General features: G+C 51.2%; 23 protein-coding genes and 1 tRNA gene. 13 read left to right on the top strand and 11 right to left on the bottom strand.

What is annotated here, in order from left to right; genetic code table 11:
• Nucleotides 1-3 precede the first annotated feature (3 nt).
• On the bottom strand, nucleotides 4-1,803 hold the full coding sequence (locus SB13_RS06705; RefSeq protein ID WP_036151494.1) for an S-type pyocin domain-containing protein: 1,800 nt from the start codon (nucleotides 1,801-1,803) through the stop codon (nucleotides 4-6).
• A gap of 220 nt (nucleotides 1,804-2,023) precedes the next feature.
• On the opposite strand from SB13_RS06705, the gene SB13_RS17240 reads away from it, so the two are divergent.
• Nucleotides 2,024-2,179, top strand: a complete 156-nt coding sequence (locus tag SB13_RS17240) for an ogr/Delta-like zinc finger family protein (RefSeq protein ID WP_394296366.1) — start codon at nucleotides 2,024-2,026, stop codon at nucleotides 2,177-2,179.
• 146 nt (nucleotides 2,180-2,325) lie between these two features.
• On the opposite strand, the gene SB13_RS06710 is transcribed toward SB13_RS17240, so the two are convergent.
• Nucleotides 2,326-2,401, bottom strand: a tRNA-Ile gene (locus tag SB13_RS06710).
• A gap of 141 nt (nucleotides 2,402-2,542) precedes the next feature.
• On the opposite strand from SB13_RS06710, the gene mug reads away from it, so the two are divergent.
• Complete coding sequence (mug, locus tag SB13_RS06715) at nucleotides 2,543-3,040, top strand: G/U mismatch-specific DNA glycosylase (RefSeq protein ID WP_026739616.1); 498 nt, start codon at nucleotides 2,543-2,545, stop codon at nucleotides 3,038-3,040.
• A 73-nt stretch (nucleotides 3,041-3,113) separates the two neighbouring features.
• On the opposite strand, the gene SB13_RS06720 is transcribed toward mug, so the two are convergent.
• The 4 genes from SB13_RS06720 to rpsU all read right to left on the bottom strand — a co-directional run bounded on the left by SB13_RS06720 (nucleotide 3,114) and on the right by rpsU (nucleotide 7,662).
• Nucleotides 3,114-3,503, bottom strand: coding sequence for a DUF1090 domain-containing protein (locus SB13_RS06720; RefSeq protein ID WP_026739617.1), 390 nt, complete (start codon nucleotides 3,501-3,503; stop codon nucleotides 3,114-3,116).
• A gap of 75 nt (nucleotides 3,504-3,578) precedes the next feature.
• Complete coding sequence (rpoD, locus tag SB13_RS06725; protein ID WP_026739618.1) at nucleotides 3,579-5,414, bottom strand: RNA polymerase sigma factor RpoD; 1,836 nt, start codon at nucleotides 5,412-5,414, stop codon at nucleotides 3,579-3,581.
• A gap of 152 nt (nucleotides 5,415-5,566) precedes the next feature.
• Nucleotides 5,567-7,321 (bottom strand): DNA primase, encoded by a 1,755-nt coding sequence (dnaG, locus tag SB13_RS06730; protein WP_026739619.1) that lies wholly within the window; start codon nucleotides 7,319-7,321, stop codon nucleotides 5,567-5,569.
• 125 nt (nucleotides 7,322-7,446) lie between these two features.
• Entirely contained in the window at nucleotides 7,447-7,662 is a 216-nt protein-coding gene (gene rpsU / locus SB13_RS06735) for a 30S ribosomal protein S21 (RefSeq protein ID WP_001144069.1), read from the bottom strand.
• A gap of 220 nt (nucleotides 7,663-7,882) precedes the next feature.
• Between rpsU and tsaD the strand changes: the two genes are divergently transcribed.
• Nucleotides 7,883-8,896: a tRNA (adenosine(37)-N6)-threonylcarbamoyltransferase complex transferase subunit TsaD gene (gene tsaD / locus SB13_RS06740; protein ID WP_026739620.1), complete on the top strand. Its 1,014-nt coding sequence runs from the start codon at nucleotides 7,883-7,885 to the stop codon at nucleotides 8,894-8,896.
• Nucleotides 8,897-8,902: 6 nt separating this feature from the next.
• Here tsaD and argR read toward each other — a convergent pair whose 3' ends face one another.
• Complete coding sequence (gene argR, locus SB13_RS06745; protein ID WP_026739621.1) at nucleotides 8,903-9,373, bottom strand: transcriptional regulator ArgR; 471 nt, start codon at nucleotides 9,371-9,373, stop codon at nucleotides 8,903-8,905.
• Between the two features lie 449 nt (nucleotides 9,374-9,822).
• On the opposite strand from argR, the gene mdh reads away from it, so the two are divergent.
• Nucleotides 9,823-10,761, top strand: a complete 939-nt coding sequence (mdh, locus tag SB13_RS06750) for a malate dehydrogenase (RefSeq protein ID WP_026739622.1) — start codon at nucleotides 9,823-9,825, stop codon at nucleotides 10,759-10,761.
• 61 nt (nucleotides 10,762-10,822) lie between these two features.
• On the opposite strand, the gene SB13_RS06755 is transcribed toward mdh, so the two are convergent.
• Nucleotides 10,823-11,086 (bottom strand): helix-turn-helix domain-containing protein, encoded by a 264-nt coding sequence (locus tag SB13_RS06755; RefSeq protein WP_026739623.1) that lies wholly within the window; start codon nucleotides 11,084-11,086, stop codon nucleotides 10,823-10,825.
• Nucleotides 11,087-11,274: 188 nt separating this feature from the next.
• Between SB13_RS06755 and SB13_RS06760 the strand changes: the two genes are divergently transcribed.
• On the top strand, nucleotides 11,275-11,664 hold the full coding sequence (locus SB13_RS06760; protein ID WP_026739624.1) for a DNA-binding protein: 390 nt from the start codon (nucleotides 11,275-11,277) through the stop codon (nucleotides 11,662-11,664).
• 238 nt (nucleotides 11,665-11,902) lie between these two features.
• On the top strand, nucleotides 11,903-12,298 hold the full coding sequence (locus SB13_RS06765; protein WP_026739625.1) for a DNA-binding protein: 396 nt from the start codon (nucleotides 11,903-11,905) through the stop codon (nucleotides 12,296-12,298).
• Here the strand turns inward: SB13_RS06765 and ispB are convergent.
• Nucleotides 12,283-13,254: an octaprenyl diphosphate synthase gene (gene ispB / locus SB13_RS06770; protein ID WP_026739626.1), complete on the bottom strand. Its 972-nt coding sequence runs from the start codon at nucleotides 13,252-13,254 to the stop codon at nucleotides 12,283-12,285. The genes SB13_RS06765 and ispB overlap by 16 nt on opposite strands.
• A gap of 257 nt (nucleotides 13,255-13,511) precedes the next feature.
• On the opposite strand from ispB, the gene rplU reads away from it, so the two are divergent.
• The 4 genes from rplU to cgtA all read left to right on the top strand — a co-directional run bounded on the left by rplU (nucleotide 13,512) and on the right by cgtA (nucleotide 16,577).
• A complete protein-coding gene (gene rplU, locus SB13_RS06775; protein ID WP_026739627.1) occupies nucleotides 13,512-13,823 on the top strand; it encodes a 50S ribosomal protein L21 in 312 nt (103 codons plus the stop codon).
• A gap of 18 nt (nucleotides 13,824-13,841) precedes the next feature.
• The gene (gene rpmA / locus SB13_RS06780) at nucleotides 13,842-14,099 is read left to right on the top strand and encodes a 50S ribosomal protein L27 (RefSeq protein ID WP_026739628.1); all 258 of its coding nucleotides are present in this window, start codon (nucleotides 13,842-13,844) and stop codon (nucleotides 14,097-14,099) included.
• A gap of 93 nt (nucleotides 14,100-14,192) precedes the next feature.
• Entirely contained in the window at nucleotides 14,193-15,158 is a 966-nt protein-coding gene (locus SB13_RS06785) for a DMT family transporter (protein ID WP_026739629.1), read from the top strand.
• A 243-nt stretch (nucleotides 15,159-15,401) separates the two neighbouring features.
• Complete coding sequence (gene cgtA, locus SB13_RS06790) at nucleotides 15,402-16,577, top strand: Obg family GTPase CgtA (RefSeq protein WP_026739630.1); 1,176 nt, start codon at nucleotides 15,402-15,404, stop codon at nucleotides 16,575-16,577.
• Between the two features lie 101 nt (nucleotides 16,578-16,678).
• On the opposite strand, the gene dacB is transcribed toward cgtA, so the two are convergent.
• Nucleotides 16,679-18,112: a serine-type D-Ala-D-Ala carboxypeptidase gene (gene dacB, locus SB13_RS06795; RefSeq protein WP_026739631.1), complete on the bottom strand. Its 1,434-nt coding sequence runs from the start codon at nucleotides 18,110-18,112 to the stop codon at nucleotides 16,679-16,681.
• Between the two features lie 268 nt (nucleotides 18,113-18,380).
• Between dacB and greA the strand changes: the two genes are divergently transcribed.
• Nucleotides 18,381-18,857: a transcription elongation factor GreA gene (gene greA, locus SB13_RS06800; RefSeq protein WP_026739632.1), complete on the top strand. Its 477-nt coding sequence runs from the start codon at nucleotides 18,381-18,383 to the stop codon at nucleotides 18,855-18,857.
• Between the two features lie 117 nt (nucleotides 18,858-18,974).
• Here greA and yhbY read toward each other — a convergent pair whose 3' ends face one another.
• A complete protein-coding gene (gene yhbY, locus SB13_RS06805) occupies nucleotides 18,975-19,268 on the bottom strand; it encodes a ribosome assembly RNA-binding protein YhbY (RefSeq protein ID WP_026739633.1) in 294 nt (97 codons plus the stop codon).
• A gap of 143 nt (nucleotides 19,269-19,411) precedes the next feature.
• Here yhbY and rlmE point away from each other — a divergent pair, with 143 nt between their 5' ends.
• Nucleotides 19,412-20,041: a 23S rRNA (uridine(2552)-2'-O)-methyltransferase RlmE gene (gene rlmE / locus SB13_RS06810; RefSeq protein ID WP_026739634.1), complete on the top strand. Its 630-nt coding sequence runs from the start codon at nucleotides 19,412-19,414 to the stop codon at nucleotides 20,039-20,041.
• Nucleotides 20,042-20,088: 47 nt separating this feature from the next.
• A complete protein-coding gene (gene ftsH / locus SB13_RS06815; protein WP_072000218.1) occupies nucleotides 20,089-22,035 on the top strand; it encodes an ATP-dependent zinc metalloprotease FtsH in 1,947 nt (648 codons plus the stop codon).
• The last annotated feature ends 119 nt before the right edge of the window (nucleotides 22,036-22,154 follow it).

The following is a 22,154-nucleotide window of genomic DNA, read 5'->3' on the forward strand; positions in this document are numbered from 1 at the left end:
CTCTCATTTATGTATATCAATATGATTTCTAGGTGTGTTAACTCTCAGGTTATCGACGTCATACACTGGGCCGTCATATTGTATGTTTTTAACATGATGGAGCTCGAATGTTTTTCTTCCCCCGACTTGCTCTGACGGAATGGGGTAAGGTGCGTTTCCTGCCTGTATCAAAACCTGATTAGATCTTTTGAATTGTTCTAATAATTCAGGACATTCTGAAACAGCTAACCAAAATGCTTCTCTGAATGCGTCAAATGTTTTAAATTCTCTTCCGCGTAGTTTATCGGCAACTTGTGCCGGTATTGGTGCGCCCAGTCCTGAACTGGCGGCTTCCAGCCATTTTCCTTCGCCAGTCAGTATTTCTCCTTGTCCAGTCACGATACCCGGCTCATCTCTTGCTGTTGATTTCAGGTAAACATAAATCGGCTTTATGCCTGAGTCCGCCGGGAATACCAGTATCCAGTCATTGAAGTCCCGCTCATCCGGCATTGGGAACGGCGGAGTTGTTGTCTCCTCTGTGCCGTCCGGGATCGGGTGTACCAGGATGGTCGGTTGATCGATAGGGGCGACCGGCGTCTCTGTCTGCGATATTGGCTCAGAGCCCTCCGGATTGGCGGGCGGCCAGGTGATTTCGGGGCCGTCGACGCCCGGTGCGGGCGTAAATTCATAGCGGCTTTGCTCGGGTTTCCACACCATATTCGCAACGCGCACACCTTCGTACGGCGTGCCTTCGCCGGTATGCACGCCGTAGACCTGCATATTACCGTGAATGTCGGGACGCCAGAAAAAACGCACGCGGGTCGTAGCGGTTTCTCCTGCCCAGCCTTTCTGCCGTAGTGTGTCTTCCAGCCAGTGCTCATCACGTCCCGGCACCTTGTCGCTACCTTCGCCAACGGCAGGGCTGTACAACGCGGAAAACAGCACACCGAGTAAAGGCACCGTAGTTGATGCTGCCAGTGTGCCTTCAGTCAATGTCACTTGCCCCCAAACCTGTGTCATCGTGGTGACGGCGGCTCGGGTTGCCACCGTATTTCCGGCAGACATCGCAGCGACGGGGACTGCTGCGGCGGCAACTGGCGTGATGGCTGATTTAGCCAATGGCGTCGGCGTTACTGCTATTTCCTTTGAGGACATCAGGTAATAAAGCGTTTTATACCAGGGCTCCGAGCCAGTGAGTTGAACGGGGGTTGATGCCGCGGCCGGTTCAGTGAACTGAGAGGGCTTTTTCTTCTTCGCAGCTTGTGCGTGCTGCACCACCGGTTTGTTTGCGTGAGGGGGACGATACCCACAGCAATCGTCGAAGACAGGCTGAGCAAATAACGCCATCTGCCCAAAGTTATCAACCGTCTCTTTCTCCGTTCCCGCGTCTGTGCAGCCTTCACCGCGCAGGCAGGATTTCGCGAAAACCGGCGGGGTGGTCAACATAGGCGATAAAGCGAGGAGCGGATCACGCCGCTGGGCGGATTGTTGAGCACAGCCCGCTACCGGAGATTGATAAGGGGTATTCCCGATAATGACGTTACTGCTTCCGCTCACGATATTGCCGCCGCAGTTGATCTCGTCGCCGATACGGGCGGCTTGCTTACCGTTAATGATGACGGTAGAAGAGCCTGCAGCTATTTGACGCGGATGAAGACCGTGGGGCACGTTGGGGCAGGGGCAACCGTGGAGCTGAACGGCGTCACCTTGTCGTGCGGCGGGCTGGCCATTGATGATAACGTCATGACTACCTTCGACGACGGGAGTGGCTGGAAAACACGCGTGACCACTCCCTATATCGTTTAGACGGGCGGCTCCCGGCATAGTAATAATCCTTTTACTATAAAATTAACGATATCAATAGAATAGGGTGTTGTGTTGGAAAGGCTTGAGCCGTCCTGGCATAACCGGCGGCGTTGCATCATAGACCGATGATCAATTATTACACGGCTACCTATGTCCTGCCAGTGTGTCATGATTAAACGCTGCTGCGGGATATTGCCTGCTTTGCCAAACCGCCGCCTATGCCAAGAACAGCTGCTCTATCTCACGTGAAACGAATGGACTTTATCACCAGTGCCAGAATGTTAATTGTGGCGCCACCTTTGTGAGTCATGAAACCGTCGTGCGCTCCATCGTTGCTCCGGGGTTGATGAACATACCTCTCCGCATCCATCAAATGATGGCCAAGGGCATATGAATTTCTGACAAATGAATTCGCTACGGCGGGATGTTTATTGGGCTTGGGAAATTTTCTGCTGCCATTTTGTTGCCAATCTATATTTAAGCAACAAAAAAACCACTCTGAATGGAGTGGTTTAATTTGATGATTTTAGAGCTAAAATTTGGTGGCCCCTGTTGGGTTTGAACCAACGACCAAGCGATTATGAGTCGCCTGCTCTAACCACTGAGCTAAGGGGCCAGCGGGTGCTGATTATACGTTACCCTTTATAGGTAGGTCTATAGATGTACGGCCAGGTGGCGGTTTTCTACACAGGGCTAGTCTGTTGTTATTACTGCTGGAATTTGTCATAAACATCCGAGGCAACATAACGAGGTTGAGATGATTACGGATATTCTGGCTTCACATCTGCAGGTGGTTTTCTGTGGTATCAATCCGGGGCTTTCTACGGCTCATCACGGCTATCATTTCGCGAATGCCAACAATCGTTTCTGGCGGGTGATTTACCAGGCGGGGTTTACCGATCGCCAATTGGCGCCGGAAGAAGAGAGTCTCCTGCCGGATTATGGCTGTGGAATCACTATGCTAGTAGAGCGACCGACCGTAGAAGCCTCGGAGTTGGCTCGTCACGAGTTAAAGCAGGGTGGGGAGCTATTACGTGAAAAGATCATGCGATATCAGCCGCGAGCGCTCGCTGTGTTGGGCAAGCAGGCATATTCTCAGGCATTTGGTCGAAGTAAAGTGGACTGGGGTCGGCAAGACACTTCTCTGGGAGAGACTCAGGTGTGGGTTTTGCCGAGTCCAAGCGGCTTGAATCGCGCGACGCTGGACTCGCTAACGGCATCTTACCGGGAGCTATATCAGGCGTTGCATGCCTAGCGGCGGGATGAAATAAAGAAAACCCGGTCGCGCAGAACGCAGGACGATATGCAGGCAACCGGGGGATGCTGAATTAGTGGTTAAGCTCTTCCTGAGCCTGTTTCAGATCATGACGCGCCTCTTCCAGTTTGGCGGTTTTCTTACTCACTTTATCCGCTTTACCAGACTGTTTAGCCTCCTGAACTTCGCGTTCGAGCTCCTGAATCTTGTGCTGCTTCTCATCGACGTTTTGCTGACGCTTATGGAGCAGCGCGCTATCCGTGCAGTTCGCCTTTGCTTCCTTCAGCGCTTTTTCCAGTCCGGCAATACGGTTTTGATTACCGTGCGCTTTGGCCTGAGAGATTTCCTGCTCGATGTTGTGCTCTTTTGCCTGACAACCGCTCAGTGCGTGGTTGGCGGCGAAGGAAGAAAAGGAGAGTAATGCCGCAAGAGCGATGCCTGCGTTGAGGTAGTGGGTTTTCATCTGTTTTTGCCTGTATGTCTGTTGGAAGGGTAAGTATAGGATCGGCAAGCCGATCCTATACTTAAACAGACAGAATTAGTCGTCCAGGAAGCTGCGAAGCACTTCAGAACGGCTGGGGTGGCGCAGTTTACGCAGCGCTTTAGCTTCAATCTGACGGATACGTTCACGCGTCACGTCAAACTGTTTGCCGACCTCTTCCAGCGTGTGGTCAGTGTTCATGTCGATACCGAAGCGCATACGCAGCACTTTCGCTTCGCGCGCCGTCAGGCCCGCCAGAACGTCGTGCGTTGCAGAGCGCAGGCTTTCAGACGTGGCTGAGTCCAGCGGCAGCTCCAGCGTGGTATCTTCGATGAAGTCACCCAGATGCGAATCTTCGTCATCACCGATCGGTGTTTCCATCGAAATCGGCTCTTTAGCGATTTTCAACACTTTGCGGATCTTGTCTTCCGGCATCAGCATACGTTCCGCCAACTCTTCCGGAGTCGGTTCACGACCCATTTCCTGTAGCATCTGACGCGATATACGATTGAGTTTGTTGATGGTTTCAATCATATGCACCGGGATACGGATGGTACGCGCCTGGTCTGCGATGGAACGGGTGATGGCCTGACGAATCCACCATGTGGCGTAAGTTGAGAACTTGTAACCACGACGGTATTCGAATTTGTCTACGGCTTTCATCAGACCGATGTTCCCTTCCTGAATCAGATCCAGGAACTGCAGGCCGCGGTTGGTGTATTTCTTGGCGATGGAGATCACCAGACGCAGGTTAGCTTCGACCATCTCTTTCTTGGCACGACGCGCCTTCGCTTCACCAATTGACATACGACGGTTGATGTCTTTGACTTGTTCGATCGTCAGTCCGGTTTCTTCTTCGATCTGCTGCAGTTTCAACATGCTGCGATGAACGTCGTCCTGCACTTCGCGCAGTTTTTCGGACCAAGGTTTATTCATGGCCAAAGCGGCGTCGAACCACTTATCGTTGGTTTCGTTGCCGCCAAACAGCGTCACGAAGTTTTTCTTCGGCATTTTACACTGCTCGATGCAGTACTTCATGATCAGACGTTCCTGCGTACGCACGCGATCCATCATGGTGCGCATGCTGTTGACCAGGAAATCGAACTGTTTAGGTACCAGACGGAACTGTTTGAAGACCTCGGACAGATTCAGAATTTCCAGTGCGGCTTTAGCATGACTGCGACCGTTGGCCTTAATGGTCTGACGGGTCACTTCATACTGATCGCGCAGCTCGGTGAATTTCTGGCGAGCCAGTTCTGGATCGATGCTGTTGTCGTCATCGCTGTCGTCATCATCATCGTCGTCATCGTTATCATCGAGTTCTTTGCTAGGAAGCTCAGAGCCCACATGAGTCGCGGTAGGCGCGATGTCTTCTTCCGCATTGGGATCGACGAAGCCGGTGATCAGATCGGACAAGCGGCTTTCGCCTGCTTCAACGCGATCGTATTGATCCAGCAGATAAGTAATGGCTTCCGGATACTCGGCCACAGAGCACTGAACTTGGTTAATACCATCTTCAATGCGTTTGGCGATGTCGATTTCACCTTCACGGGTCAAAAGTTCAACGGTGCCCATTTCACGCATGTACATGCGCACTGGGTCGGTCGTGCGGCCAATTTCGGATTCAACGCTGGATAACACCTGCGCAGCTGCCTCTGCCGCATCTTCGTCTGCGTCATTGGTATTTTCTGCCAGCAGAAGATCATCTGCATCCGGTGCTTCTTCCATCACCTGGATGCCCATGTCATTAATCATCTGGATGATGTCTTCGATCTGGTCGGAGTCGATGATATCTTCCGGCAGATGGTCATTGACCTCAGCATAGGTCAGGTAGCCTTGCTCTTTACCACGGGTGACAAGAAGCTTGAGCTGTGACTGCGGGTTTTGCTCCATAAGACGGTATCCACACTTCAGAGTATTTGGGTTGGTGTCGGTCAGCGTAATCGCTGACAATAACAGTAGGGGTTTTTGCTATCGCCGCAGCCCCCGTCACGGCACTCTGTAGGGTTCAACCCTACTATTCATCGGCAATTAAGCCTCGGTAATCAGTTTTTTCTTGTAAGGGCCAGCTGCAATGACCAGAGTTCCTTTCGTTCTTCCGCGCTGAGCCCATGTGTTCTGTCTCGGGCTATCAGCGTGTCCAGACGAAGCTGCAGCAGTTGATCGTAAAGTTCAGCCAGGCTGATCCTGAATTTTTCCTCGATCTCCTCATCTACGATCATATGGTTCCAGGCGGCCATGGTTTCAAGCTGTTTGCGATATTGACTGTCGCGATATTTTTCCAACAACAGTCCCATGCTCATGCCTGGACTTTCATTGCAGGTCTGAACCAGATCGAGGAATAAGCCCAGTCCCGCCATTTTACTTTCGTCGCTGCCTTCCAGCGCCAGCGCCGGCACCTCGGCCGCCAGCCGGGGATTTTGTACTAAAAGCCCTATCAGTATACGCATAGTTGTGACTTTTAGCCGTGGAGGCTGATAAGACGATGAGTGCTCCGTCGTCTTGGGCATCAAACGATCAAGCTGAGAATCATCCAGAAATCCCATCTTTTTGCCCAACTGCTGGCGTAAATATAACCGCAGCGTTTCGCCCGGCACCTGACCGATCAGCGGCAGTGCCAACTTACTCAACTTGAAACGGCCATCCGGCGTGCTCATGTCGACCTGTTGCAACAGCGTGTCGAACAGGAATGAAGATAGCGGCATTGCCTGTTCGATACGCTGCTCAAAAGCGGCCTTTCCTTCCTGCCTCACCAGCGTGTCCGGGTCTTCGCCATCAGGTAAAAACATGAACAGCAGCTGGCGTCCATCGTCCAGATAAGGCAGGGCGGTTTCCAGCGCGCGCCGTGCCGCATCCCGCCCGGCTCTATCACCGTCGTAACAGCAGACAACACGGTCGGTGGCGCGGAAGAGCAGCTGAATGTGATCAGCGGTCGTTGACGTCCCCAGCGAAGCCACGGCATAGTCAATGCCGAACTGCGCCAGAGCGACGACGTCCATATACCCTTCAACCACCAGTAGCTGTCTGAGCTCGGGGTGTTTTTGCTGGGCTTCATACAGGCCGTAAAGCTGGCGACCCTTATGAAAGATTTCCGTTTCCGGCGAGTTAAGGTATTTGGGAACGCCGTCCCCCAATACTCGACCGCCAAAAGCGATCACGCGTCCTCGCTTGTCCCGGATAGGAAACATGACGCGCTCGCGGAAACGATCGTAAGTGCGCCCTTGATCGTTAGTCACCAACATGCCCGCATCGTTCAGCGTTCTTTTATCTTCGCTGCTGCGGCCAAAACGTTTTAACGCGTTATCCCAGCCGGGCGGCGCGCATCCAATCGCAAAATGCCTGATGATGTCGTCACTTAGACCACGTTTCGCCAGATAGGTTTTGGCTGGGGTGCCGGCGGGCTGATGTAGAGTATGTTGGTAATACGCGCTTAATTGTTCCATCAGCTCGTACAGGCTTTGCCGCTGATGACGTTCAAGCTGAGTGGGCCCCGAACCTGCCTCGTAAGGCNCCTCAAGGCCGTGCATGGTCGCCAGTTCCTCAATGCTTTCAACAAATTCCAGCCTGTCGAAATTCATCAAAAAATCGATGGCGTTACCATGGGCGCCGCAACCAAAGCAGTGATAGAACTGCTTATCGCCGTTAACGGTGAACGAAGGGGTCTTCTCGTGATGAAATGGACAACACGCGTGATAATTTTTGCCCTGTTTCTTCAGCTTCACGCGCGCGTCGATCAAGTCGACGATGTCGGTGCGAGCCAACAGGTCACCAATAAATACGCGTGGGATTCGTCCAGCCATAAGCCCCTGATTCATAGCTTATAAACGACAACAAGCCGCGCATTCCTTTCGGAAATGCACGGCCTTCGTATGCAACTGCTAAGTCTGCGGATTAATCACGCGATCGGAGGCGGCACCTCCTAAAATTAATACAGACGAGTGCGGCGTGCGTTTTCTCGAGCCAGTTTCTTCGCGTGGCGTTTTACTGCAGATGCTTTAGCGCGTTTACGTTCAGTAGTCGGTTTTTCATAAAACTCACGACGACGAACTTCGGCCAAAACTCCTGCTTTTTCGCAGGAACGCTTGAAGCGACGCAGAGCTACGTCGAACGGCTCGTTTTCACGTACTTTAATTACCGGCATGTGCCTCTCNCCTCAATAAATTCGGTTTGTCGCTGACCTGGTGCCAGCCTTTTCAAAATGGTGCGGAATTCTACTGCAACTACGAGGCCGTTGTAAAGCACTGCGGCAATAACAAACCTCGCGGTCTTATGTCCACGCTCAAATGGGAGCGCTTATGGTAGACTATTCGCCGCTTGAAGCAAGCCGCTTGTTAACCGTAACCGAGAGTGAAAAAACAGCAATGCGCGTATTGGGTATTGAAACGTCCTGTGATGAAACGGGAGTCGCGATTTATGACACTGAAGCCGGTCTACTGGCAAACCAGCTCTACAGCCAGGTAAAACTGCATGCGGATTATGGCGGTGTTGTTCCTGAGCTGGCGTCCCGCGATCACGTCCGTAAAACCGTACCCTTGATTCAGGCAGCATTGCAGGAAGCCGGGCTGCAGCGTAAAGACATCGACGGGATCGCCTACACCGCTGGCCCTGGACTGGTCGGCGCGCTGCTGGTTGGCGCGACGGTCGGGCGCTCCTTAGCGTTCGCGTGGAATGTGCCGGCCATCCCGGTACATCACATGGAAGGGCACCTGCTTGCCCCCATGCTGGAAGATAATCCTCCGGCGTTTCCTTTCGTTGCGCTATTGGTCTCGGGTGGGCACACCCAGTTAATCAGCGTGACGGGGATCGGCGAATATCGCTTGCTGGGTGAGTCAATCGACGATGCCGCTGGAGAAGCGTTTGATAAAACAGCCAAGCTGCTGGGACTTGATTATCCCGGCGGCCCATTGTTGTCAAAAATGGCACAGTCCGGGCAGGCGGGACGCTTCACGTTTCCACGCCCGATGACTGACCGGCCTGGGCTGGATTTCAGTTTTTCCGGGCTGAAAACTTTTGCTGCAAATACTATCCGGGCACAGGGCAAAGACGAGCAGACCCAGGCGGATATCGCGCGCGCATTTGAAGATGCGGTGGTGGACACGCTGGCGATTAAGTGCCGACGTGCGCTGGATGACACCGGATTTAAACGACTCGTCATCGCTGGCGGCGTCAGCGCTAACCGTACGTTGCGGGAAAGGCTGGCAGAGGTCATGGCTAAGCGCGGTGGCGAAGTGTTTTATGCCCGTCCTGAGTTCTGTACGGATAATGGTGCGATGATCGCCTACGCGGGCGCCATCCGTCTGCAGCAAGGTGGGGCGACGTCATTGGGGGTAACGGTGCGGCCGCGATGGCCGCTGGCGGAGTTGCCGTCTCTCTAAGTCGGCCTAGAGCTCTTGTTCAAACAAAGAGAGAATGGCTTCGTAGAGCTGCTTCACGCTGAACCCCTTTGCCGGGGTGGTGAATATGGTGTCATCCCCGGCAATCGTCCCGAGAATACCTTCCGATTTTCCTAGAGAATCCAATAGCCGAGCGATGAGCTGCGCAGCACCGGGGCTGGTGTGGATGACGACGACGGATTCATTGAAGTCCACGTCTCGCACCAGATTCTTCAACGGACTGGATGTGGTTGGCACGCCAAGTTCGGCGGGGAGGCAGTAAACCATCTCCATCTTGGCGTTACGCGTACGGACTGCGCCAAATTTCGTGAGCATTCTCGACACTTTGGACTGGTTAATGTTTTCGAATCCCTCGTCCTGCAATGCCTGCACAATCTCGCTCTGAGAACTGAATTTTTCTTCTTTTAATAGCGCATTGAACGCCTTAACCAAATCTTCTTGCTTTGTTGAATGACGCATTTGGCTGCGGTCCATCATTGTTATTCATGACTATATTATGCGATTGAATGAATTTTTATGCAATATAGGCGCCTAACCAATCGATGGGATAGCCATTATTGTGGAAAAAGTTGCTAGTCGAAAATAAAACTGGAGAATGTGCGCCTGCTCACACATAGGTGACCATGGTGTTACGCGAATGCTGCGGATTGTTATTTTTTTGCCATGATTAATCTGTATGTGCTCAGGTAATGAGCAGGGTGAAGTCTGTGTGTCATCGCGCCCTGTTACTTTAGTTACCTTAGTTACAATTTTGTAACCTGTGTGGATTTTAATTTATTATGAGCCTCGATGCGCTCTCGACGCGTTGATTGGCTGCCTGATTCTACTTTTTATTATGAGCACGGACGTTTGTAACGAAACAAATCCACGGCATATTTAACTAATGATAATAAAATAAGGAGTTTAAGATGAAAGTTGCTGTTCTTGGAGCCGCCGGCGGTATCGGTCAGTCTCTGGCACTTCTTCTCAAAACCCAGCTTCCTTCAGGCTCAGAGCTATCGCTTTATGATATTGCGTCCGTAACGCCAGGTGTTGCTGTAGATTTAAGTCATATACCCACAGCGGTAAAAATCAAAGGTTTTTGCGGTGAGGATGCGACTCCCGCCCTGGATGGGGCTGACGTCGTTTTGATCTCCGCCGGCGTTGCGCGTAAGCCGGGCATGGATCGTTCTGACCTGTTTAATGTGAATGCCGGCATCGTCCGTAATTTGGTTGAACAAGTCGCTCGTGTTTGCCCTAACGCCTGTCTCGGCATTATCACCAATCCGGTAAACACCATCGTTGCTATTGCCGCAGAAGTGTTGAAAAAGGCTGGCGTTTATAATCGAAACAAACTCTTCGGTGTGACAACGCTGGATATCATTCGCTCCAATGTCTTTGTCGCCGAGCTCAAAGGCAAACACCCGCAGGACATCGAAGTGCCTGTGATTGGGGGACACTCCGGCGTGACTATTCTGCCGTTGTTGTCGCAGATCCCTGGACTCAGCTTTACCGAACAGGAAGCGGCTGAGCTGACGGATCGCATTCAGCACGCGGGCACGGAAGTGGTTGAAGCTAAAGCCGGAGGAGGCTCTGCTACCTTGTCTATGGGGCAGGCAGCCGCACGTTTCGGCGTCTCTTTGGTTCGCGCGCTGCAAGGCGAAAGCGATATTGTGGAATGTGCTTATGTCGAAAGCGACGGCGAATACGCCCGCTTCTTCGCTCAGCCGCTGTTACTGGGCAAAGAGGGCGTTGCCCAGCGTATGCCTATTGGGTCTCTTAGCGACTTCGAGCAGCGTTCTCTGGATGAGATGCTGGAGACGTTAAAAGAAGATATTGCGATGGGCGTCGCCTTCGTCAATAAGTAGCCATTACTGTACGTCTAAGATCTGAACATAAGCCGGAGAATTCTTTCTCCGGCTTTTTTGTTCACTGCGGCCGAATCAATTTTTTCCGATCGATCAGTTCATTGGTTTCAGGATCGTAGTACCGACTGGGCCAGATTTCGGCAGGGTGAACCCCTAACGCATCCGCAATCAGCCACTCTCCTTTCGGCCATGGGCGAGATATAGCATTAGCAAGCGTGGACGAACTTAATCCGGCAGACCGTGATACCGCGGCAAGGGTGGTACCTTTTTTCTTTAACGCCGCAATGATATCAGCAGGGTGCCAGTCATGTTTCCTTGAATTCATAATCCTTCCCTTAGTGCTATAAGACGACAGTGTATTAGTGGTATAACTAACGAATTGGGTTAAATGGTTTCATTAACTAAAAAACCATTATTTGGAAATAATATATCATCAGTTTTCTAATTATTTCCAAATTAATTTCCCAATAAATCTTTTTTTGTAATGAGTAGCACTATCGGGATGAAATGGACATGAAAAAAGAGTGGTTTGCGACCAGCGAGTTGGTTGGCATCGGCGGACTCCCTAAATCACGGCAAGGATTGAATAAACGTGCCCGAGAAGATGGTTGGGAAAAACGTCGCAGAAAAGGTGTGCAAGGGCGCGGAGTTGAATATTCTATTCACAGCTTGCCTGAATCTGTACAGCAGTCCTTATTGCTGATGCAAGAGACACCCGGAGAATATTCAGCGAAGCCATCGGATATGCTACCGGTGTGGATGCAGATATATCAACAGCTTTCAGTCTCTGAACGTGAAAAGTTGATTAGCTACATTATGCGGGAAGGCGTCTATGCGACTCTTAAGCAGTTAGGGTTGTGCTCACCTTCTACCTCACCCATTACAAACGAGACCTCTGAATGATCTTCCTGCCATTCCTGTTGCAGGAATGGCAGCGCTTCTTGTGCTTATACCCTTGGTAATTCCCGCCTGACTCCTCGTTTTATACTGCGTTAACGCATTACATCTCTTCTTATGCTTAATGATTAGAGCTTTCCTTTATGTTGATCTATTATGTGGAAACTTTATGTAATTTTGTTGTCTACTCTCGTCCTATTGGGAATTATTAAGCATGGAATGTCAGGCCAACTCGGAGGGATATATGGATAAGAAGTGGTTTGCGACTAAAGAATTATTGGGTGTGGCTGGATTGCCAACGTCCAGACAAGGGCTGAATAAGAAGGCTAAAGAAAACGGCTGGGAGAAACGGCGTCGTAAAGGCGTTCAGGGGAAAGGCGTGGAATACGCTATCTGGAGCTTACCCGACAGCGTTAAGCATTCGCTGATGATGGAGGAGTCGCCTGTCCCAGAGTACGCCACCCCGGCAGAGACTGAGTTATTGGCGACCTGGATTCAGGTTTATCACCAGTTGACGGGAAGTGAACGCACGCGGCTGATAAATCATATTCTGCATGAAGGCGCTCTGGCGATGTTGGCTCGGCTGGGCAGCTCGCCGCAAGCGAACGATGCCCAAAGGGGCGATCAGAACTCTCGCTGAACGGCCATGTGCGCCAACCCTTCTAAGGCTAGGCGATAAGGGGTTTCTGGCAGACATTGCAGGGCGCTGATGGCTTTGTCTGCTTCTTCTTCCGCTCGCTGGCGTGTGTAGCCGAGCGAACCGCACTCCTGCATCGCTGTGAGCACCGGGGCCAGCAAATGACGGCCATTGCCTTGTTCAATTGCTTCTCGGATCATCGCGCTCTGCTCTGGGTTACCATGACGCATGGCATGGAGCAGCGGTAGGGTAGGTTTGCCTTCATTAAGGTCGTCGCCGGTGTTTTTGCCCAACGTTTCGCCGTCAGCGCTGTAATCCAGCAAGTCGTCAATCAGCTGGAATGCGGTTCCCAGATAACGTCCGTAATCCTTCAACGCTTTCTCTTGCTCTGCGGTTGCGCCAGCCAGAATAGCGGAAGACTGAGAGGCGGCTTCGAATAAGCGTGCTGTTTTGCTGTAGATTACGCGCATGTAACTGTCTTCGGTGATGTCAGGATCGTTACAGTTCATCAACTGCAGTACCTCGCCTTCCGCGATGACGTTGACCGCATCGGACATCACCGTGAGAACCTGCAACGAACCAAGCCCTGTCATCATCTGAAAAGCACGTGTATAGATAAAGTCGCCGACTAAGACGCTGGCAGCGTTGCCAAAGGCGGCATTTGCCGTTGCTTTTCCCCGACGCATGTCGGATTCATCGACAACGTCGTCGTGCAGCAGGGTAGCGGTGTGGATGAATTCGATTAACGCCGCAACGGTAACGTGCTTGTCGCCCTGATAGGCTAGAGCTCTGGCAGACAGAACAGCAATCATCGGGCGAATGCGTTTCCCACCGCCGCTGACAATGTAATGACCCAACTGATTGATAAGCGCGACATCGGATGATAGATGTTCCAGGATAATTGTATTAACGGCGGACATATCCTGGGAGCTCAACGCTGTGATTTGTTCTAGATTCATTGTTTCTGCCAGCTGATTTCTTCAACGCTATCGCCGTACTGATGTTCTTGATCGGCGTTAAATAAGAAAAGGTTGTGTTGATTGTACTTGAAAAATGACGCAGATAAACGGCAGTTAATGGCTTGTATCCTTTTTCTTCATGTTGCTCAATTCTGCACTTGTCATGCTTCGGATTTTTGCGTAGAATTCGCGCCCTATTGTGAATATTTATAGCGCACTTCCAAAATCAATAGGGTGCGCGGAAAGCGGAGTTTTATATGTACGCAGTTTTCCAAAGTGGTGGTAAACAACACCGAGTAAGCGAAGGCCAGACCGTTCGCTTGGAAAAGCTGGATATCGCAACTGGTGAAGCCGTTGAGTTTGACCAGGTTCTGATGATCGCTAATGGTGAAGACATCAAAATCGGCGTTCCTTACGTCGATGGCGGTAAAATCAAGGCTGAGGTTGTTGCTCACGGTCGTGGCGAGAAAGTTAAAATCGTTAAGTTCCGTCGCCGTAAACACTACCGTAAACAAGCTGGTCACCGTCAGTGGTTCACTGAGGTGAAAATCACCGGCATCAGCGCTTAAGTTTTAGGAGAGCGAATAATGGCACATAAAAAAGCTGGCGGTTCCACTCGTAACGGCCGTGACTCAGAAAGTAAACGCCTGGGCGTAAAACGTTTCGGCGGTGAATCCGTTCTGGCAGGCAGCATCATCGTTCGTCAGCGTGGTACTAAGTTCCATGCTGGTACTAACGTTGGTTGTGGCAAAGACCACACGCTGTTTGCACTGTCTAACGGTAAAGTTCAGTTCGAAATCAAAGGTCCTAAAAACCGTAAATTTATCAGCATCGTTGCTGAATAATTACAGTTTCTAAGTCTTTTAAAAGCCCTGCACATGTTGCAGGGCTTTTTTCGTTTGGCAATACTGTAAACATCATCCGCTGCGGATAACACTATGAAACAGAATGCAGGCTTAGGGCTCTCTCTGGCTTTAACCACGGCTGTTTGCTGGGGCGCTTTGCCCATCGCCATGAAGCAAGTTTTAAGTGTTATGGATCCGTATACCGTTGTTTGGTATCGATTTCTGATGGCTTCGTTCGGGCTTTTTATCCTTCTCTACTTTAGAGGAACGATGCCCCGATTGCGTTTGCTACGGCGTCGGCGTTGGTGGATATTGCTGCTTATCGCAACATGCGGTCTGCTGGGCAACTTTGTCCTATTCAGCTCGTCATTAAAGTATCTTAGTCCCACAGCTTCTCAAGTTATCGGCCAACTCTCCCCCGTTGGGATGATGTTTGCCAGCGTTCTCATTCTGAAAGAAAAAATGCGTGTGACTCAGGTGATTGGCGCGATTACGCTATTGAGCGGTTTGTTGATGTTTTTCAATACCAGCCTAATTGAGATTTTTACCCGTCTGAGTGACTACACGTTGGGCGTGCTATTAGGTGTGGGGGCCGCGACGGTTTGGGTCACTTATGGAGTCGCTCAAAAAGTCCTTTTACGACGACTGTCATCCCAACAGCTCCTGTTTCTGCTCTACGTACTGTGCGTGATTTTTATTACGCCGGTAGCAAAACCTGGCGTCGTGTTGCAACTGAATAGTTGGCAACTGGTATGCCTGGTATTTTGCGGCGTAAACACGGTTGTAGGATATGGCGCGCTGGCAGAAGCAATGGCGCGTTGGCAGGCGGCGCAGGTCAGCGCCATTATCACACTAACCCCTTTGTTTACATTGATGTTTTCCGATTTGTTGGCATTAGGATGGCCTTTGGTCTTTACTCCTCTCTCGCTAAATTTTATTGGTTACATCGGTGCTTTTGTGGTCGTGGCTGGGGCGATGTTTTCAGCGATTGGGCATCGTTTTTTCCCGATAAAACAGCAGGTAAGCGAAATCCCAGGCATCAATTCAGACGGTAAATGAGCTGGCTTGTCGGTCAATCCTCACGGGGCGTGATGGCTGTTTATTTTTAATACAGGTGAAATCTTCGCGCTAAGCAGGTACAATCAGCGCCCATTTTACCGTGATGGTTCTGACTGCGTCGTTTTCAGTGACGGATGGCTTCAATAGCTGTCCTTTATAAAATCAAAGAGTTACGCCAAAGAGAACCAATAACAGTTAAAAAAAGTCAATTATTCTCTATTGGTTTTTTTGCGGAGAGAGTCCATGAAGTTTGTAGATGAAGCCAACATTCTGGTGGTGGCTGGCGATGGTGGTAATGGTTGTGTCAGCTTCCGTCGTGAAAAATATATCCCTAACGGCGGCCCTGATGGTGGGGACGGCGGCGATGGCGGTGACGTTTATCTCGTTGCCGATGAAAACCTGAACACCCTGATCGACTATCGCTTCGAAAAATCGTTTCGCGCAGAACGTGGTCAGAATGGTCAAAGCCGCGACTGTACCGGCAAACGGGGCAAGGATATCACGATCAAAGTTCCTGTCGGGACCCGTATTAAAGATACTGGTACAGGAGAGATCCTGGGGGATATGACCCGTCATCAGCAACGCCTGATGGTAGCGAAAGGGGGATGGCACGGTCTCGGCAATACCCGCTTTAAATCTTCGGTTAACCGGGCGCCTCGTCAAAAAACGAACGGCACGCCGGGTGAAGAGCGCGAACTGCTGATGGAGCTGCTGCTGCTCGCCGATGTAGGGATGTTGGGTTTGCCGAACGCGGGTAAATCAACGTTCATTCGTGCTGTTTCTGCGGCTAAACCTAAAGTGGCAGACTATCCGTTTACAACACTGGTTCCGAGCCTTGGTGTTGTGCGTATGGACAGCGAACAAAGCTTCGTCGTCGCTGATATTCCGGGTCTGATTGAAGGTGCTTCCGAAGGAGCGGGTCTGGGTATCCGGTTCCTGAAACATTTGGAACGTTGCCGCGTGCTGCTTCACCTGATTGATCTGGCGCCGATAGACGAGTCCGATCCGATCGAAAACGCGAAAGTCATCATCAACGAACTTCATCAATACAGTGAGACGCTGGCTGAGAAGCCGCGCTGGCTGGTCTTCAATAAAAGCGACTTGCTGGATAAAGCAGAAGCAGAGAAACGCGCGCGTGATATCGCCGCCGCGCTGGCTTGGGAAGGTAATTACTACCTGATCTCCGCCGCGAGCCATGATGGCGTCAATGCGCTTTGCTGGGATGTCATGAGCTTCCTGAAGACGCAGCCGAAAACGCAGGCGGAAGAAGAGAAAGCGACCCCAGAGAAAGTTGAGTTCATGTGGGATGACTATCATCGCGAACAGCTTGAAACGGTCAAAGACGAAGCAGAAGAAGAGTGGGACGATGACTGGGACGAAGAAGATGATGATGGCGTAGAGATTATCTACCAGCACTAAGCCTGACGCTGTTCACGAATAATAAAAGTTTGCTTGTTGTATCAATTACCCTTATCTGCTCATGCAGATAAGGGTGTTTTTTATCCAGGCTTCCACGCGTTTTAATTGTTCTGATAAATATCTTTGTAGAGTCTGCTTTCAAAGCGAACCAGAGGAACACGACGCGTTTTTTGGTCATCCGCGGAGTACCCCGAGAGATACTGTACGAAGGCCATTCTCTGACCGCTGGACGTTGTGATAAAGCCCGCCAGATTGTATACGCCCTGCAATGCTCCCGTTTTTGCTGAAACCTTGCCGTCTACGCCTGCTTCATGTAATCCGCCTCGATAGCGAAGCGTGCCGTCATATCCCGCCAACGGCAGCATTTTGATGTAGTTCAACTCATTATCGTGCTGAGCGATATATTGCAGCACCTGCATCATGGTAGCGGGCGCAAGGAGGTTGTGGCGCGACAACCCGGAACCATCCACGATGACGCTGTTGCCAAGATCGACGCCCGCTTTCTGCCGTAAGATCTGACGCACCGCATCCGAGCCTGCACGCCAAGTGCCAGGCACATTGAACCGTTCATGCCCGATGGTGCGAAAGACGGTGTCCGCGATCATGTTGTCTGACTTTTTCAGCATGGTGGTCAGGAGTTCATGCAGTGAGGCGGACTGCGTCTGTGCCAAAACTGTTCCCGTTATTCCCGGCCGGGTTTGCCTGCGCAGGCTACCGCCGGTATGGATATCCGCTTCCAGCAATTCATCTTTCACGATTGCGCCGGCATAACTACCGCCATCCTGAATGGCAAACGCCAAGGGGAGGGGGTCTGAACGCTGCGTTAAGCAGCCGGTGAGGGTAAAGCGATTTAGTTCACCCGGAACAACATCAAGTTCGCAATATTGCGCGTCGGGTGAGCCTTTCGCGAGCGTTCTAACTTCGCTAAACATTTGAACAGGGTAATAAGAGGCTACGCGAATGAAAGCATTGTCACCGGCGTTAGGGGCGCTGTAGAGCGATACCGAGAAGCAGTTTCTATCGACGATGGCGGCGGCAGGGGGCGCGCTAAAACACTGCGTCATATCGTTCCACGGCCAACCGGGCGCTTTGTCATGACTGGCGAATACAGAGGTGTCGATTAGCACGTCGCCGGTAATTTCGCGGATACCATTTTTTTTCAATCCCTGTACCATGGAACGAATCTGCTGGCGTTTCAACGTTGGATCGCCGCTGAAACGCACAATCAGATTTCCACGCAAAATGCCGTTACTGACAGAGCCAGTGCTTTCCATTGTGGTCGTAAATCGAAAGTCAGGACCGAGCTGGAGTAATGCCGCCAATGCAGTAATGACTTTTTGCGTACTGGCCGGGAGCGCCATTTGTTGGCTGTGATAATCAAGCGCGGGAGATGGCGCCCCCACTTTCTGCACCACTAACGCCAGATTGGCGCCGTCAGGCAGGTATTGTATATAGTCCTCTACCGGGGCGGCAGCCGAGGCAGTATGCAGAATACAGGTGCAGAAAAGGCCGGTAACAATAGATAAAAAACGCATAATCTCGGTTTAGCACAGGGTAACGTGTGGCAATACTACGGCCCAAGGTGGGCTAAAGTAAACGATGATCCCCATGGAACTCTGGGGTAAAATACGTATCAAAATGCAAAACCGAGCCTGCCCTGGAAAAACCTATTTCCGGGTTGGGCCGCTTTTGTTTGAATTGTCAGGGTACGCTGCAGAAAAAAGACACCCCGTCGCACGTTAATTCTATCGCGTCAGGAAGACGGTGATTTAAGTCCTATGGATTTTTAGAGGTATAGACAATATGAAACAGTTTCCGATGACGTTACGTGGTGCTGAAAAGTTACGCGAAGAGCTTGAGTATCTGAAAATGGTTCGCCGACCAGAAATCATTTCGGCGATTGCTGACGCGCGCGAACATGGTGACCTGAAGGAGAATGCGGAATACCACGCAGCCCGTGAACAGCAAGGGTTCTGCGAAGGCCGTATTCAGGAAATTGAAGCGAAGCTTTCAAACGCTCAGGTGATCGACGTCACCAAAATGGCCGCTAACGGTCGTGTTATTTTCGGCTCCACTGTTACAGTGATGAATGTCGATACAGAAGAAGAACAGACCTATCGCATCGTTGGCGATGATGAGGCTGACTTCAAACAAAACCTGATCTCGGTTAACTCGCCCATCGCGCGCGGCTTAATCGGCAAAGAAGAAGACGATATCGTCGCCATCAACACCCCTGGGGGACTGGTGGAATATGAGATTTTGAAGGTCGAGTACCTTTGATTGCTCGTGATATCGACAGTATTTGTAAAGAAAAGCAAAAGGCCGCATGCGGCCTTTTCTCTTACCAGAGGTCATGGCACTTTGCAGTCAATGCAAAGTAACCTGAGGTAAAAAATGTTATCGTGGCAATACGATTTTCCGTTCTTTAGCGGCACGATAGAGCACTAAGGTGTGGCCAATGACCTGGACTTTGACGGCTTTGGCTTCGCGCAGGATCGCTTCGACGATTAACCCTTTGGTTTCACGATCCTCAGCGGCGATTTTTACTTTGATCAGTTCGTGATGTTCTAAAGCCTGCTCGATCTCAGCCAGTACACCCTCGGTAAGGCCGTTGTTGCCTAACAGGACAACCGGTTTTAGTGGATGTGCCAAGCCTTTCAGGTGCTGTTTTTGTTTGTTACTCAGATTCATGGTCTTTTTTGCTTAGGTTGGGATTGAAAACGGGTCATTCTACCGCCATCTCACCATTATCACCATTGTAGAGTGGTTGGTTGGCGCTCAATGAGACGTTTGGTACGACAAAAGCGCCTTAATTAAGAATAGTTGGAAAATAGATGGCTAACAAAAAGCGTTCTGCGAGTTCCAGTCGTTGGTTGCAGGAACACTTTAGCGATAAATATGTGCAGCAAGCGCAGAAAAAAGGGCTTCGCTCACGCGCTTGGTTTAAACTTGATGCTATACAACAGAGCGACAAACTGTTCAAACCCGGTATGACCGTGGTGGACCTGGGGGCCGCTCCAGGCGGTTGGTCGCAGTATGTCGTCAGCCAAATCGGTGGTAAAGGTCGGATTATTGCCTGCGATCTTTTACCGATGGATCCTATCGTGGGCGTCGACTTTCTTCAGGGCGATTTCCGCGATGAAATGGTACTGAAAGCGTTGCTCGAAAGGGTGGGCGATCAGAAAGTTCAGGTGGTGATGTCCGACATGGCCCCTAACATGAGCGGTACACCGGCAGTCGATATTCCGCGTTCCATGTATCTGGTGGAACTTGCGCTGGAGATGTGTCGAGATATCTTGGCTCCGGGCGGCAGTTTCGTCGTTAAAGTATTTCAGGGAGAAGGCTTTGACGAGTATTTGCGTGAAGTACGATCCCTGTTTACGACGGTGAAGACGCGTAAGCCTGAATCCTCCCGGGCCAGGTCCCGCGAGGTGTACATTGTAGCGACAGGGCGTAAACTGTAGTACCCTTACGCTATTTTTTAACACAGTTGTAATATGAGGTTAATCCCTTGAGTGACATGGCGAAAAACCTGATTCTCTGGTTAGTCATCGCAGTTGTGCTGATGTCTGTATTCCAGAGCTTTGGGCCCAGCGAGTCGAATGGCCGTAGGGTGGATTATTCAACCTTTTTAACTGAAGTGAATCAGGATCAGGTCCGTGAAGCACGAATCAATGGGCGTGAGATCACTGTGGTCAAAAAAGACAGCAACCGATACACGACCTATATTCCTGTCAACGATCCCAAGTTGCTGGATAACCTTCTGACTAAAAACGTAAAAGTAGTCGGCGAACCCCCAGAAGAACCGAGCCTGCTGGCTTCGATCTTTATCTCATGGTTCCCGATGCTTCTGCTGATCGGCGTTTGGATTTTCTTCATGCGTCAAATGCAGGGCGGTGGTGGCAAAGGCGCCATGTCGTTCGGCAAAAGCAAAGCACGCATGCTCACCGAAGACCAGATCAAAACGACGTTTGCGGACGTTGCCGGATGTGATGAGGCCAAAGAAGAAGTAGCCGAGCTGGTTGAGTATCTGCGTGAGCCTAGCCGTTTCCAGAAGCTGGGCGGCAAGATTCCGAAAGGCGTGCTGATGGTCGGCCCTCCAGGTACCGGTAAAACCTTGTTGGCAAAAGCTATCGCGGGCGAAGCTAAAGTCCCATTCTTTACGATTTCCGGTTCTGATTTCGTCGAAATGTTCGTGGGCGTGGGCGCATCCCGCGTTCGTGACATGTTCGAACAAGCGAAAAAAGCGGCGCCTTGCATCATCTTTATCGATGAAATCGATGCTGTCGGTCGTCAGCGTGGCGCCGGTTTGGGCGGCGGTCATGACGAACGTGAGCAGACGCTGAACCAGATGCTGGTGGAAATGGATGGTTTTGAGGGCAATGAAGGTATTATCGTCATTGCTGCAACGAACCGCCCGGACGTGCTGGATCCTGCATTGCTGCGTCCTGGTCGTTTTGACCGCCAGGTTGTTGTAGGGCTGCCGGATGTCCGTGGCCGTGAACAGATTCTGAAAGTCCACATGCGTCGCGTTCCACTATCACCGGATATTGATGCCTCTGTGATTGCTCGCGGCACACCTGGATTCTCCGGTGCCGACTTGGCTAACTTGGTCAACGAAGCAGCATTGTTTGCCGCACGCGGCAGCAAGCGTGTCGTCTCCATGGTCGAGTTCGAGAAAGCCAAAGATAAGATCATGATGGGNGCAGAACGTCGGTCTATGGTGATGACGGAATCTCAAAAAGAGTCGACCGCCTATCACGAAGCGGGTCACGCCATCATCGGACGCCTGGTGCCAGAGCACGATCCTGTGCATAAAGTGACTATTATCCCGCGTGGCCGCGCCCTGGGCGTGACCTTCTTCCTGCCGGAAGGCGATGCCATTAGCGCGAGTCGTCAGAAGCTTGAAAGTCAGATTTCAACGTTGTACGGCGGTCGTCTGGCTGAAGAGATCATCTACGGCTCTGAACATGTTTCAACGGGGGCTTCCAACGACATCAAGGTTGCGACCTCTATTGCTCGTAACATGGTGACGCAATGGGGCTTCTCAGAAAAACTGGGACCGTTGCTCTACGCGGAAGAAGAAGGGGAAGTCTTCCTCGGACGCTCCGTGGCGAAAGCGAAACACATGTCAGACGAAACCGCTCGTATCATCGATCAGGAAGTTAAAGCCTTGATTGAACGCAACTATCAGCGTGCTCGCGAATTGTTGATGGCGAACATGGATATCCTGCATTCCATGAAGGATGCATTGATGAAATATGAAACCATCGATGCGCCGCAGATTGATGATCTGATGGGGCGCAAGGATGTTCGTCCGCCTGCTGGCTGGGAAGAACCTTCGTCTAACAATAACAATTCTGATGATAGCGGAACGCCTAATGCGCCGACCCCGGTTGATGAACCGGAGAAGCCTGGCACGGGCAACTCTATGTCAGGTCCGTTGAGCGACAAGTAAGCGCGGTGTGACAGCGTGTTGTTGAAACTGACACCAGTAGTTTATAAACCCCGGCTTGCCGGGGTTTTTTGCTGATTACGTCCAGGCATAGCGGCATGGGCGGGCTGTGGTTTTGAGGA

The organism is Lonsdalea quercina subsp. quercina, from assembly GCF_000688695.1.
Classification (GTDB): domain Bacteria; phylum Pseudomonadota; class Gammaproteobacteria; order Enterobacterales; family Enterobacteriaceae; genus Lonsdalea; species Lonsdalea quercina_D.